Origin of the sequence: Kitasatospora sp. MAP12-44 (assembly GCF_029892095.1) — a bacterium.
In the GTDB taxonomy this organism is placed as follows: Bacteria; Actinomycetota; Actinomycetes; order Streptomycetales; family Streptomycetaceae; genus Kitasatospora.
Genome location: NZ_JARZAE010000004.1, coordinates 3,473,103 through 3,486,143, shown reverse-complemented (window position 1 = coordinate 3,486,143; position 13,041 = coordinate 3,473,103). Strand labels below are relative to the sequence as shown.

At 68.4% G+C, this 13,041-nt stretch carries 12 protein-coding genes; 3 read left to right on the top strand and 9 right to left on the bottom strand.

Translation table 11 applies throughout. The annotated features are described in order from the left end of the window. The first annotated feature begins 25 nt into the window (after positions 1-25). Together fusA and tuf are read left to right on the top strand one after the other, a co-directional pair. Complete coding sequence (gene fusA / locus P3T34_RS16225) at positions 26-2,131, top strand: elongation factor G (RefSeq protein WP_280666741.1); 2,106 nt, start codon at positions 26-28, stop codon at positions 2,129-2,131. Between the two features lie 191 nt (positions 2,132-2,322). After that, positions 2,323-3,516, top strand: a complete 1,194-nt coding sequence (gene tuf, locus P3T34_RS16220; protein ID WP_280666740.1) for an elongation factor Tu — start codon at positions 2,323-2,325, stop codon at positions 3,514-3,516. A 172-nt stretch (positions 3,517-3,688) separates the two neighbouring features. On the opposite strand, the gene rfbC is transcribed toward tuf, so the two are convergent. The 3 genes from rfbC to P3T34_RS16205 all read right to left on the bottom strand — a co-directional run bounded on the left by rfbC (position 3,689) and on the right by P3T34_RS16205 (position 5,726). Further along, entirely contained in the window at positions 3,689-4,288 is a 600-nt protein-coding gene (gene rfbC / locus P3T34_RS16215; protein WP_280666739.1) for a dTDP-4-dehydrorhamnose 3,5-epimerase, read from the bottom strand. After that, positions 4,285-5,172 carry a glucose-1-phosphate thymidylyltransferase RfbA gene (gene rfbA, locus P3T34_RS16210; protein ID WP_280666738.1) on the bottom strand — a complete coding sequence of 296 codons (888 nt, stop codon included), beginning with the start codon at positions 5,170-5,172 and terminating at the stop codon, positions 4,285-4,287. Before rfbA ends, rfbC begins: the two co-directional genes overlap by 4 nt. 116 nt (positions 5,173-5,288) lie before the next feature. Continuing rightward, positions 5,289-5,726, bottom strand: coding sequence for a GtrA family protein (locus P3T34_RS16205; RefSeq protein WP_280672145.1), 438 nt, complete (start codon positions 5,724-5,726; stop codon positions 5,289-5,291). Positions 5,727-5,816: 90 nt separating this feature from the next. Here P3T34_RS16205 and P3T34_RS16200 point away from each other — a divergent pair, with 90 nt between their 5' ends. Continuing rightward, entirely contained in the window at positions 5,817-7,421 is a 1,605-nt protein-coding gene (locus tag P3T34_RS16200) for a DUF2142 domain-containing protein (RefSeq protein WP_280666737.1), read from the top strand. 115 nt (positions 7,422-7,536) lie between these two features. Here the strand turns inward: P3T34_RS16200 and P3T34_RS16195 are convergent, their stop codons facing one another. The 6 genes from P3T34_RS16195 to rfbB form a co-directional block, all read right to left on the bottom strand. Further along, positions 7,537-8,850 (bottom strand): hypothetical protein, encoded by a 1,314-nt coding sequence (locus P3T34_RS16195; RefSeq protein WP_280666736.1) that lies wholly within the window; start codon positions 8,848-8,850, stop codon positions 7,537-7,539. A 52-nt stretch (positions 8,851-8,902) separates the two neighbouring features. After that, positions 8,903-9,793 carry a glycosyltransferase gene (locus P3T34_RS16190; RefSeq protein ID WP_280666735.1) on the bottom strand — a complete coding sequence of 297 codons (891 nt, stop codon included), beginning with the start codon at positions 9,791-9,793 and terminating at the stop codon, positions 8,903-8,905. 9 nt (positions 9,794-9,802) lie between these two features. Next, on the bottom strand, positions 9,803-10,609 hold the full coding sequence (locus P3T34_RS16185) for a glycosyltransferase family 2 protein (RefSeq protein ID WP_280666734.1): 807 nt from the start codon (positions 10,607-10,609) through the stop codon (positions 9,803-9,805). After that, positions 10,606-11,010: a DUF2304 domain-containing protein gene (locus tag P3T34_RS16180; protein WP_280666733.1), complete on the bottom strand. Its 405-nt coding sequence runs from the start codon at positions 11,008-11,010 to the stop codon at positions 10,606-10,608. Before P3T34_RS16180 ends, P3T34_RS16185 begins: the two co-directional genes overlap by 4 nt. Positions 11,011-11,132: 122 nt before the next feature. Continuing rightward, complete coding sequence (gene rfbD, locus P3T34_RS16175) at positions 11,133-12,038, bottom strand: dTDP-4-dehydrorhamnose reductase (protein WP_280666732.1); 906 nt, start codon at positions 12,036-12,038, stop codon at positions 11,133-11,135. Then, the gene (gene rfbB, locus P3T34_RS16170; RefSeq protein ID WP_280666731.1) at positions 12,035-13,015 is read right to left on the bottom strand and encodes a dTDP-glucose 4,6-dehydratase; all 981 of its coding nucleotides are present in this window, start codon (positions 13,013-13,015) and stop codon (positions 12,035-12,037) included. Before rfbB ends, rfbD begins: the two co-directional genes overlap by 4 nt. Positions 13,016-13,041: the final 26 nt, after the last annotated feature.

Below are 13,041 nucleotides of genomic sequence, written 5' to 3'. Positions count from 1 at the left end.
CTAGACAGAGAGAGAACGAGCCACCATGGCTGCAACCTCCCTTGACCTCGCCAAGGTCCGCAACATCGGGATCATGGCGCACATCGACGCGGGCAAGACCACCACCACCGAGCGGATCCTGTTCTACACCGGTGTCTCGTACAAGATCGGTGAGGTCCACGATGGCGCTGCCACCATGGACTGGATGGAGCAGGAGCAGGAGCGCGGCATCACGATCACGTCGGCCGCGACGACCTGCCACTGGACGGTCGACGACAGCGACCACACGATCAACATCATCGACACCCCGGGCCACGTCGACTTCACCGTCGAGGTGGAGCGTTCACTTCGCGTGCTCGACGGTGCTGTGACGGTGTTCGACGGTGTCGCCGGTGTCGAGCCCCAGTCCGAGACCGTGTGGCGGCAGGCTGACCGCTACGGCGTTCCGCGCATCTGCTTCGTCAACAAGCTGGACCGCACGGGCGCGAACTTCTTCTTCTGCGTCGACACCATCGTGGACCGCCTCGGCGCCACCCCGCTGGTGATGCAGCTCCCGATCGGCGCCGAGGGCGACTTCGCCGGCGTTGTCGACCTGGTGCGCATGAAGGCGCTGGTCTGGACGGCCGAGGCCGCCAAGGGCGAGATGTACGACGTCGTCGACATCCCGGCCGACCTGGTGGACCAGGCCGAGCAGTACCGCGAGGAGCTGCTGGACACCGTGTCGAACGTCAGCGACGAGGTGATGGAACTCGCCATGGAGGGCGAGGACATCCCCGAGGAGCTGCTGGTCGCCGCGATCCGCAAGGGCACCCTGGCGTCGGCGTTCACGCCGATCTTCTGTGGCACCGCCTTCAAGAACAAGGGCGTTCAGCCCCTGCTCGACGCGGTCGTCAAGTACCTGCCGTCGCCGCTGGACATCGAGTCCATCGAGGGCACCAAGCCCGGCGACGACACGGTGAAGATCTCCCGCAAGGCCTCGGACGACGAGCCGCTCGCGGCGCTGGCGTTCAAGATCATGTCGGACCCGCACCTCGGCAAGCTCACCTTCGTCCGGATCTACTCCGGGCGCCTTGAGGCCGGCACCGCCGTCCTCAACGCGGTGAAGGGTCGCAAGGAGCGCATCGGCAAGATCTACCGGATGCACGCGAACAAGCGTGAGGAGATCGACTCGGTGGGCGCCGGCGACATCGTCGCCGTCATGGGTCTCAAGCAGACCACCACCGGCGAGACCCTGTCCGACGAGAAGCACCCGGTCATCCTGGAGTCCATGGACTTCCCGGCCCCGGTCATCCGCGTCGCGATCGAGCCGAAGTCGAAGGGCGACCAGGAGCGTCTGGGCACCGCCATCCAGCGTCTGGCCGAGGAGGACCCGTCCTTCCAGGTCAACACGGATGAGGAGACCGGCCAGACCATCATCGCGGGTATGGGCGAGCTGCACCTCGAGGTGCTGGTCGACCGTATGAAGCGTGAGTTCAAGGTCGAGGCCAACGTCGGCAAGCCGCAGGTCGCGTACCGCGAGACGATCCGCAAGGCCGTCGAGCGTATCGACTACACGCACAAGAAGCAGACCGGTGGCTCCGGCCAGTTCGCGAAGATCCAGATCGCGATCGAGCCGCTCGAGTCCGGCGAGGGCTACGAGTTCGTCAACAAGGTCACCGGTGGCCGCGTGCCGAAGGAGTACATCCCTTCGGTCGACGCCGGTTGCCAGGAGGCCATGGAGTTCGGTGTCCTCGCGGGCTACGCACTCCAGGGTGTCCGCGTGACGCTGCTCGACGGTGCCTCGCACGACGTCGACTCCTCGGAGCTGGCGTTCAAGATCGCCGGTTCGATGGCCTTCAAGGAGGGCGCTCGCAAGGCGTCCCCGGCTCTGCTCGAGCCGATGATGGCCGTCGAGGTCACCACGCCCGAGGACTACATGGGCGATGTGATCGGCGACATCAACTCCCGCCGTGGCCAGATCCAGGCCATGGAGGAGCGCAGCGGTGCTCGCGTCGTCAAGGCGCTCGTCCCGCTGTCCGAGATGTTCGGCTACGTCGGTGACCTGCGCAGCAAGACCTCTGGTCGCGCGAGCTACTCGATGCAGTTCGACTCGTACGCCGAGGTTCCGCGGAACGTGGCGGACGACATCATCGCCAAGGCCAAGGGGGAGTAAGTCCCGCAATCGGGACTTACCACAACCCTTAGGCTATTAGGAGGCAAACCCGGCGGGGTCCACCCCGACCCCGCCGGCGTCTCCGCCCCCACCCGCGGGACGGCATGGAGCGCAACCGCGCCCCGTACCCAACCCGATCAAAGACCAACTGACGTCGTACGGCGTACAGAACTGTCCTCAGGAGGACTGCAGTGGCGAAGGCGAAGTTCGAGCGGACGAAGCCCCACGTCAACATCGGCACCATCGGTCACATCGACCACGGTAAGACGACCCTTACCGCGGCGATCACCAAGGTGCTGCACGACGCGTACCCGGAGATCAACCCCTTCACGCCGTTCGACCAGATCGACAAGGCGCCGGAGGAGCGGCAGCGCGGTATCACCATCTCGATCGCGCACGTCGAGTACCAGACCGAGGCGCGTCACTACGCCCACGTCGACTGCCCCGGTCACGCGGACTACATCAAGAACATGATCACCGGTGCGGCCCAGATGGACGGTGCGATCCTCGTCGTCGCCGCCACCGACGGCCCGATGCCGCAGACCAAGGAGCACGTGCTCCTGGCCCGCCAGGTCGGCGTCCCCTACATCGTTGTCGCCCTGAACAAGGCCGACATGGTGGACGACGAGGAGATCCTGGAGCTCGTCGAGCTCGAGGTCCGCGAGCTGCTCTCCGAGTACGAGTTCCCGGGCGACGACCTGCCGGTCGTGCGCGTCTCGGCGCTCAAGGCGCTCGAGGGCGACGCCGAGTGGGGCGCGAAGCTCCTCGGCCTCATGGAGGCCGTGGACACCGCGATCCCGACCCCGGAGCGCGCTGTCGACCAGCCGTTCCTGATGCCGATCGAGGACGTCTTCACGATCACCGGTCGTGGCACCGTCGTCACCGGTCGTATCGAGCGTGGCATCCTCAAGGTCAACGAGACCGTCGACATCATCGGCATCAAGACCACCAAGACCACCACCACGGTCACCGGTATCGAGATGTTCCGCAAGCTGCTCGACGAGGGCCAGGCGGGCGAGAACGTCGGTCTGCTCCTCCGTGGCATCAAGCGCGAGGACGTCGAGCGCGGCCAGGTCATCATCAAGCCGGGTTCGGTCACGCCGCACACCGACTTCGAGGCCCAGTCCTACATCCTGTCGAAGGACGAGGGTGGCCGTCACACCCCCTTCTTCAACAACTACCGCCCGCAGTTCTACTTCCGTACCACGGACGTGACCGGCGTCGTGACCCTCCCCGAGGGCACCGAGATGGTCATGCCGGGCGACAACACCGCCATGACCGTCGCGCTGATCCAGCCGATCGCCATGGAGCAGGGCCTGAAGTTCGCCATCCGTGAGGGTGGCCGCACCGTCGGCGCCGGCCAGGTCACCAAGATCATCAAGTAATTGATGCTCTGACCTGTCTGCACCGCAGGCTGCAGCAGTTCCACCGAGGGCCCTGGCCCCTTCCACCGGAAGGGGCCAGGGCCCTCGGCCTTTCCCCCCGCATGCCCGCTGGGGGGCACACGCAGAAGGCCCCCGCCGGGTGGCGGAGGCCTTCTGCTGGAGCGTGGTGACCCTACTCGGAGCGCAGGCTCCGGTAGTACTCCTGGCACCGCTCGAAGGTCGGCAGGCCGTCGGCGGCGAGCACCTCGGCCAGCGACGGGGCGGCCGCGTCCCGGGCGGAGAGCAGCGGCTCGTCGGTCGGCCACTCGATCCCGAGGTCGGGGTCCAGCGGGTGGATGGAGTGCTCGGCGGTCGGGTTGAAGGTCTCCGAGCAGAGGTACGACAGCGTGGCGTCGTCGGTCAGCGCGCAGAAGCCGTGCCCCATGCCCTCGGGGATGTACACCGCCTTGCGCTCCACGTCGTCCAGCCGGACGCCCTCCCAGGAGCCGAACGTCGGCGAGCCGACCCGCAGGTCGACGATCACGTCGAGGACGGCGCCGCGCACGCAGGTGACGTACTTCGCCTGACTGGGCGGCACATCCGCGAAGTGCACACCGCGGACGACACCGCGCGAGGAGACCGAGAGGTTCGCCTGGGCGAGACGCAGCGGGTGTCCCACCGCCTCGGCGAGCCGGTCGAACCGGTACCACTCGGTGAACTGGCCGCGCGGGTCACCGTGCAGCTGCGGGGTGATCTCGAACGTTCCGGCAAAGCCCAGTTCGCGGATCTTCATCGGTTCTCCTCGGCGAGGTTCTCTTCGGTCAGCAGGTCCAGGAGGTACTGCCCGTAGCCGCTCTTGAGCAACGGGGTCGCCAGCGCCCGCAGTTGCTCGGAGTCGATCCAGCCGGCCCGCCAGGCGACCTCTTCGATGCAGCCGATCTTGAGCCCCTGGCGCTCCTCGATCACCCGGATGTACTCCGAGGCCTGGACCAGCGAGTTGAAAGTGCCGGTGTCCAGCCAGGCGGTTCCCCGGTCGAGCACGGAGACCTGGAGCTGACCCTGCTGCAGATAGACCTCGTTCACCGCGGTGATCTCCAGCTCGCCGCGCGCGCTCGGCTTGAGCCCGCGGGCGATCTCCACGACCTGGTTGTCGTAGAAGTAGAGGCCGGGGATGGCGTAGCGGGACTTGGGCCGCTCGGGCTTCTCCTCGATGGAGACCGCCTGCCCGGCCGCGTCGAACTCGACCACGCCATAGGCCGACGGATCCGACACGGGGTAGGCGAACACCCGCCCGCCGACCGGGTCGTTGTGCTCCTTCAGCCTGGTCCCCAGACCGCCGCCGTGGAAGATGTTGTCTCCCAGCACCAGGGCGACCGGCTCGTCGCCGATGAACTCGGCGCCGAGCACGAAGGCCTGGGCAATCCCCTCGGGGCGCTCCTGGGCGAGGTACTCAAGGCGCAGTCCGAGCTGGGAACCGTCGCCGAGCAGTCGCTGGAACTGCTCTTGGTCCTGGGGGGTGGTTATCACCAGGATTTCGCGGATGCCCGCCATCATCAGGGTGGTGAGCGGGTAGTAGACCATCGGCTTGTCGAAGATGGGCATGAGCTGCTTCGAGACGGCTCGGGTCAGCGGCCAGAGACGCGAGCCGGTGCCGCCCGCCAGGAGAATTCCACGCATGGCGACTACCTTAACTACTCAAAGCATCATGACTAGCTGATGATCTACCGGTCTATGTCACGGTTTGACCATGGGTCGTGCTGTGAGCGCCGACGGCCGTGCGCGGTCATCGCGGATCAGGCCGTCGGGGCGGGCACCTTGAAGACCCAGCGCCGATAGGCGAAGTAGTTCACGCCGGCGCTCAGCACGATGGTGACGGCCTTGGCGTAGAGGTAGTAAAGGCCCAGCTGGGACAGGCCGCTGACCAGCACGACCGTCAGGACCCAGTTCATGCTGGCGAGGATCAGGTAGCGGACGAACTGCCCGCCGGCGGGAGATGTGCTCCCGAACGACCAGAACCTGTTGATGGTGAAGTTGACCAGGAATGAGGTGAAGACCGAAAGGAAAGTCGCCACCCAGAGCACGACATGCAGATAGCCGTGCAGGACCACCAGGAGGCCGAGGTCGACGCCTGAGCCCGTTCCGCCCGCGATGATGAAGCGCACGAGGCTGTGCCGAAGCAGCGCCCCCCACCGACTACCCGCTATTGCGGGGGTCTCGGGCGGGACGTCCATGGTAGTCACGATTGCGTAGTCTACGGCACGGCTTCCGAAGTGCCGGACGGGGCTTATGGCCTGCGGGGTGTCAGGGTAGGGTCAGGCCCCGTGACTCCCAGAGCAGCAGCCGACGAGGCTGAGCGGCACCCCGTCCCCGGCTTCGCTGACAGTCCCACAGGTCGAAGTCGCAAGCGTTACACCTGGCTTGTCGCCTTCCTGGGCTTCTTCTTCCTCGCGGCCGGCTGGGCACTCGCCGCGCCGTTCGACGGGACTCCGGACGAGGGTGAGCACGTCGTGCGCGCCTACGGTGTGGCAAGCGGGGACTTCGCTCCGGCGCCCACCACGGCCGGCCTGGGCACAGGCGCCTTCCAGACCGTGCCGGCCTCCCTGGTGCGGGTCAACTGCTGGTTCTTCCACCCGGACACCACGGCGGCCTGTGCGGTGCCGCCCGGTGGCAGCACCCACCTGGTGAAGACCCCCACCCGGGCCGGGCGTTACAACCCCGTCTACTACCTCGTCGTGGGCTGGCCGCTGCTGCTGTGGCCGACCATGAAGGGCGTGCTGGCAGCAAGGCTGGTCAGTGCCGCCCTCAGCGCCGCGATGCTGGCCATCGCGGCCGACAGCGCGGTCCGCTGGACCCGCCACCGGGTGATGCTCGCCGGCGTGCTGGCCGCGGTGACACCGATCACCCTGAGTCTGGCCGGGGCCGTCAACCCCAACGGCCTGGAGATCGCCGCAGGCGTGGCGCTCTCCGCGCTGCTCATCCCGATCCTGCTCGACCCCGAGGTGCCGCTGCGTCGGGCGTCGCTCGTCCAGGTCGCCGTCGTGGGTGCGGTGCTGATGTTCCTGCGTGCGCTCGGCCCGCTGTGGTGTGTGGCGATCGTCGGCATCCTGCTCGTTCCCACCCACCGCGCGCTGCTCGACCGGCTCTGGCGCTCCAAGCCGGCGCGCTGGGCGACGGGTGCGATCGTGGCGGCCGGTCTCTTCGGTGTGGCCTGGACCGTGATCATGAAGGCCAGCCAGCTGGCCGTGCTGAAGCTGGGCCCCACCTACGGCTTCCAGGACATCCTGCGCTTCGAGTTCTTCAACCGCTGGGGCAACTACGTCAACGAGATGATCGGCGTGATGTCCTGGCTGGACACCGACCTCCCGGGGCCGGTGTACACGATCTGGTACATGGTGCTGGGCGTCCTGGTGGTGGGCGCGCTGGCCTTCGGCACCCGGACCGACCGCTGGCGGATGTTCGCCTTCTTCGCGGTCACCTTCGGGGTGCCCACGGTGTCCGAGATCATGACGGTGAACCAGTACGGGTTCGCCGCCCAGGGGCGCTACATGCTCCCGATCGCGGTGGCCATGCCCATCTTCGGGGCCTTCGTGCTGGGTCACCGCCGGGTACTGAACGAGAAGCACTCCGCCGGTCTGACCCGGCTGGTGGCGGTGGTGGTCGTCACGCTCCAGCTGGTCTTCCTGTGGTGGACGATGCTGCGCTGGCAGATCGGGCAGAGCGTCATGATGGCCGACACCCACCTCAACCCGCTGGCCGGCACCTGGCACCCGGAGGTCGGTTCGCTGGCGCCGCTGCTCGCCGCCGTGCTCGGTGCGGTGCTGATGATCGGCTACGCCTGGACCAGCACCAGGCCCGCCCTGCGGCCGTCCGAGCAGGACGGCGCCGGCGACCGGACCGAGACGTCGGTCATGGTCCCGGAGCGCTGACCGGACGAACAACGAGAGCGGGGCTGGGGCCTGTGGCCCCAGCCCCGCTCTCGTTGTTCCCTCGTGTTCGTTCAGTCTCCGCAGAACCCGTGACCAGCGGCCCGCAGACGGCCCGCTAGCGCGCTGCCGACTCCAGAGTGGACGGCGGGACCTGCGCGTTCTCGGTAGCGGCGCTGAACGCCTTCACCGGCCGGAGCAGCGCGAGCACCATCGCCGCGGCGACCATGAACGAGCCGCCCGCGTAGGCGATCGAGACCCGCGTCGCGAGATCGCCGGGAACCAGGGTGATCGCGGCCAGCACGGCAGTGCCGACGACCCAGCAGATCAGCTGCAGGCCGTGCCGGCGCAGCACCATCAGGGCCTGGCCCAGCACCATGGCGAGCATGTAGCTGAGGGTGCCGAGCGAGAACCAGACGAAGTTCCAGGACGTCAGCACATCCGGCGCGCGCAGCAGCGTGTGGATCAGCCACGGCCCCAGCACCACCGCCGGCACACCGCCGCTCAGACCCAGGCCCGTGACGACCACGCAGGTGCGCCGGAGCATCTTGACGAAGCCCTGCTGGTCGCCCGCCGCGGCGCTGCTGGCCAGGCCGGACAGCAGCGACGCCTGCAGGGACCCGAAGACGAAGAGCGGCACCCGGGCCAGCACCAGGGCGCTGAGCAGCGCGGTGACCAGGTCGAGCGCCTGCGGGTTCAGCAGCTTGGTGCTCATCACCGCGGCGTTGACCACGACCTGGGCCAGCACGGTCGAGCAGACCAGGATGCCAAGACCGCGGCTCAGGTCCCCCCAGCTGATCTGCGGCCCGGGCAGCGCGGCGCGCAGCACGAACGGAAGGGTCACCAGCAGGGCCGTCAGCGGCGCCACCGCCAGGATCAGGCTGAACGCCAGCGCGGAGTGCAGCCCGGCGGCCGCGCACCCGAAGGCCAGCCCGATCCGCAGGCAGCCGTCCACACCCAGCTGAATCCCGTAGATCTTGAACAGGCCGAGGCCGGCCAGGATGCCGCGGGTGACGTAGCACAGCGCCATGCCGATGAACGCGGCTCCGAGCGCCGCGACCAGCTTCACGTCACGGTCGAACAGGGTGTCCGCGATGGGCCGGGCGAAGACCGCCAGCAGGGCGAGCGTGGCGGCCAGTATCCCGGTGGTGAGCAGGGCGGCCCGGCGGAGCACCGGAGCGGCCCCCTCGCCGTCCACCGCGCGGGCCGCCACGATCCGGGTGAGCTCCTGCTCGACGGGGAAGAACAGCCCGATCCCGGCCGAGAAGACGATCGTCCAGAGCACCGAGACATCGGCCCTGGGCGTCGCCGCGAGGTTGGCGTTGGCGACCGCGATGTGGATGTACGACGCGGCTCCGAGCACCACTGTCCCGGCGCCCACCGCCTGCGTACCTGGGGGCAGCGCCTTGAGCAGTTTCGCTACTGGGTTCATCAAACGGGCTTTCCGGGAGAACGACTACCTGTGCCGACGTCCGATGGAGAGGTCAGCGCGAGCCGAAGGCGTGGCGCAGCATGGCGGCGACCCCTGGGCGGCCGGCATGCCTGGCAGCCTTGGGGAGGAGTGCGAGGGCGTGCAACCGGGAGGAGTAGTGCCGCCGGGAGGCCTTGGCCGCCCGGTGCCAGCCGAGCTCGGCCATCCGGACGGCGGTCTCCAGGAAGAACTGCTTGGCCTCCTGGAACCGGTGCCCGGTGTAGGCCTTGGCCGACGACTCGCTCTCGGTGTGCCGACGGTAGCTGAAGCAGACCTCGGGTGTGGTGGCCAGCGTCTCACCGGCCACCAGCAGGTCGACCACCAGCGCCAGGTCCTGGATCACCCCGAGGTCGGACCGGAAGCCGTAGGGCTTGACCAGGTCCGTGCGCCAGCAGATGGACGGGAAGTAGAGCCAGTTGCCGCGCAGCAGGCTGATCGCCAGTGCCTCGCCGCCGAGCGGCGCGTCCTGGGGGCCCTTGGGCGCGTACAGCTTGCGCTTGGTGCGGTCCGCCAGGGTGTCGACCGGGCGGCCGTCACTGCCGATCACCTGGACGCCGGGCTGGATCATGGCCGCCTTGGGGTCGCGGGCGACCGCCTCCCGGATGACGCGCAGGTAGTTCGGGTGCATGAGGTCGTCGCAGCCCATCAGCACCAGGTGGTCGTACTCGGCCAACTCCACACAGTGGTTGAAGTTGCCGCTGACGCCGAGGTTCCGCTCGTTGCGGAAGTAGCGGACCCGGCTGTCCCCGAGGGACTCGAACCAGCCGGGTACCTCGGGTTCCTGACCATCGTCGACGACGGTGAGTCGCCAATCCTCCCCGTCCTGAGCAAGGACGCTCCGGACGGCGTCCTGCATCAGTCGGACATCCCCGTAGTACGGAAGGAGGATCTCGAAGCGTGACACGAAGAGCACCTAGGCCTTGACGGGGAGCTGTTGCTGCTGGGAACGGATCTGCGAAGCGAACGCGTCGTAGGAGGGTGACCCGGGGGCCAGCTCGCGAAGGCTCTTCGGCATCCGGCGGATCATGGCGAGCAGGAGCACCAGGCCCGCCCGGGTCAGGTAGACCATCGCCCGGAACGGGGACGCGCTGGGACGGCCGGTGGTGCGGGCGCGCATCGCCACGGGCACCTGCCGGATGGTGAAGCCGACGCGGGCCGCGCCGACCATGCTCTCGATGGTGTCGCCGAGGTACTCGACCGGGTACCAGCGGGAGAAGAACTCGATCAGCGGCTTGTTGCAGGCACGGAAACCTGACGTGGTGTCGGTCAGCCGCGTGCCGGTTATCTTCGACAGCACGCCGGAGAGCAGCTTCATCGCCCACTTGCGCGGGCCGCGCACCTCGTAGTCGCCGGTGCCGGCGAAGCGGGCGCCGACCACCAGGTCGGCCTCGCCCTTCTCCAGCTGGGCGAGCAGGACGGGGACGTAGGCGGGGTCGTGCTGCCCGTCCGCGTCGACCTGGATCGCGACGTCGTAACCGTGCAGGGCGGCGTAGCGGTAGCCGCAGCGCATCGCTCCGCCGACACCGAGGTTGAACGGCAGTCGGGCCACCGCGGAGCCGGCCGCCTCGGCGACGGCCGCGGTGTTGTCCGAGGAGCCGTCGTCCACGACCAGGGTGTCCACGTACGGCAGGTGTTCCTGGATCTCGCGCAGAACGGAGGGCAGGCCCTCTTCCTCGTTCCAGGCGGGCAGGATGATGAGAACCCGTCGGGTGTGGCTCACGAGAGCACCTCTGGTTCGGCAGCTGCGGCGTCGTCAGCCGGGCGGGACAGCGGTATGGGATATCCGCCCTGCTGCACGAGGTGAGCGCGGATCAGTGCGACGTCTTCGGCGAGGGTCCTGGTCTCTGCCTCCAGCCGGCTGGCCTCCCAGCTGAGGTGCAGGCTCACCAGCAGGATCAGCACGAAACCGGCGAAGAGGACCAGACTGGCGCCCGACTGGACACCCAGCCTCTTGGCGGTGGAGTCGAGCAGGTCGGGGATGAATCCGAGAGGGGCGACGACTATGCCGATGGCAAGCCAGATCGCCGCGTACTTCTCTCGAAGTTGCTGACGGCGCAGCAACTCGAGGATGTACCCGAGCACCAGCAGACCGGTGATCGAGGTCAAGGTGGAGAGTTGCACGGAAGGAGAGCCTTTCGACCTGCAAACGGGGCCCAGTGTGAGAACACCATAAGGCACTCAGGCCGAACACCTGGACGTGGGGTCGCTGGCCTGTGCCCCACATCCAGGCGTTCGTGTCCGGTCTACCCGCCCGTTACGGGCTGTGCTTCTGCGGCCAGTTGAGCGAACACCGGCTGTTCCAGGGCCTGGCGCAGCAGGGTCTGCCAGGCAGGCATGGGAGCGAGTCCGGCCTCGGCCCAGCGTTCGTGACCGAGAACACTGAAGGCGGGGCGAGCGGCCGGTCGGGCGAACGCCGCCGCCGTGGTCGGCCGGATCCGCTGCGGGTCGAGGCCGGCCAGCTCGTAGGCGGCTCGCGCCAGCCCGAACCAGCTGGTGCTGCCGGCGGCGGTGCCGTGGTAGACCCCCGCGGGGGCCGCGCCGGCCAGCGCCCGGTCACCGAGGGCGACCAGCCGCTCGGCCAGGGCGTACGACCAGGTCGGCTGACCCAGCTGGTCCTCGACCACGTCGACGGTCTCCCGCACGGCCGCGAGCTTCAGCATCGTGGCGACGAAGTTGGGGCCGTGCTCGCCGTACAGCCAGGCGGTGCGCACCACATAGCCCAGCTCGGGAAGCAGCTCGGCGACGGCGCTCTCGCCCACCAGCTTGCTGCGTCCGTAGGCGTTCAGCGGGCCCGTCGCGGCGTCCTCCGGGTACGGCTCGGTGGCGTTCCCCGGCAGCACGTAGTCGGTGGAGACGTGCAGCAGCACGGCGCGGTGCTCGGCGCAGGCGGCGGCCAGATTGCGGACCCCCGCGCCGTTGATCGCGGTCGCGGCGGCCTCGGACTCCTCGGCGCTGTCGACATTCGTCCAGGCGGCCGCGTTCACGACCACGTCGTGGCCGGCCACCGCCGACCGGACCGCGGCTGGGTCGGTGATGTCCAGCTCGGCCCGGGCGAGACCCGTGACCTTGATGTCCGGACGGGCCCGCAGGACGGCCAGCAGATCCTGGCCGAGCATCCCCGCGGCCCCGGTGACCAGCCAGCTGCTCATGCGCTCAGCTCGGCCTTCGACTTCAGCGGCTCCCACCAGGCGCGGTTGTCGCGGTACCAGGCGATCGTGCTCGCCAGGCCGTCGGCGAAGGAGACCTGCGGCGCGTAGCCGAGCTCGTTGCCGATCTTGCTGATGTCGATCGAGTAGCGCAGGTCGTGGCCCTTGCGGTCAGCGACGTGGTCCACCATGTCCCAGCCGACACCCGCGGCGTCCAGCAGCAGCCCGGTGAGCTCCTTGTTGGTGACCTCGGTGCCGCCGCCGATGTTGTAGACCTCGCCGGCCCGGCCGCCGCGCAGCACCAGGTCGATCCCGCGGCAGTGGTCGGAGACGTGCAGCCAGTCCCGGATGTTGCCACCGTTGCCGTACAGCGGCACGTGCTTGCCGTCGATCAGGTTGGTGGTGAACAGCGGGATGACCTTCTCCGGGAACTGGTAGTACCCGTAGTTGTTGGAGCACCGGGTGACCACCACGTCCATCTTGTGGGTGCGGTGGTAGGCGAGCGCCAGCAGGTCGGAGGAGGCCTTGGAGGCGGAGTACGGCGAGTTCGGGGAGAGCGGCCACTCCTCGGTCCAGGAGCCGCTCTCGATCGAGCCGTACACCTCGTCGGTGGACACGTGGACGAACCGGCCGACGCCGTGCTTGCGGGCGGCGTCCAGCAGCACCTGGGTGCCGACCACGTTGGTCAGCACGAAGGGCCCGGCGCCCGCGATCGAACGGTCCACGTGCGACTCGGCCGCGAAGTGCACCACGGCGTCGTGCCCGGCCATCACCTGGTCGACCAGGTCGGCGTCGCAGATGTCGCCCTTGACGAAGCTGTAGCCGGGATGCTGAGCGACCGGCGCGAGGTTCGCCTCGACGCCGGAGTACGTCAGCTTGTCCAGCACGGTGATCCGGATGTCGGTGGTCCCGGGGGACAGCAACGACCTCACGAACTCGGAGCCGATGAATCCGGCACCGCCGGTGACGAGGATACGCATGTGGAGGGACCCTATCGATGGAGCAT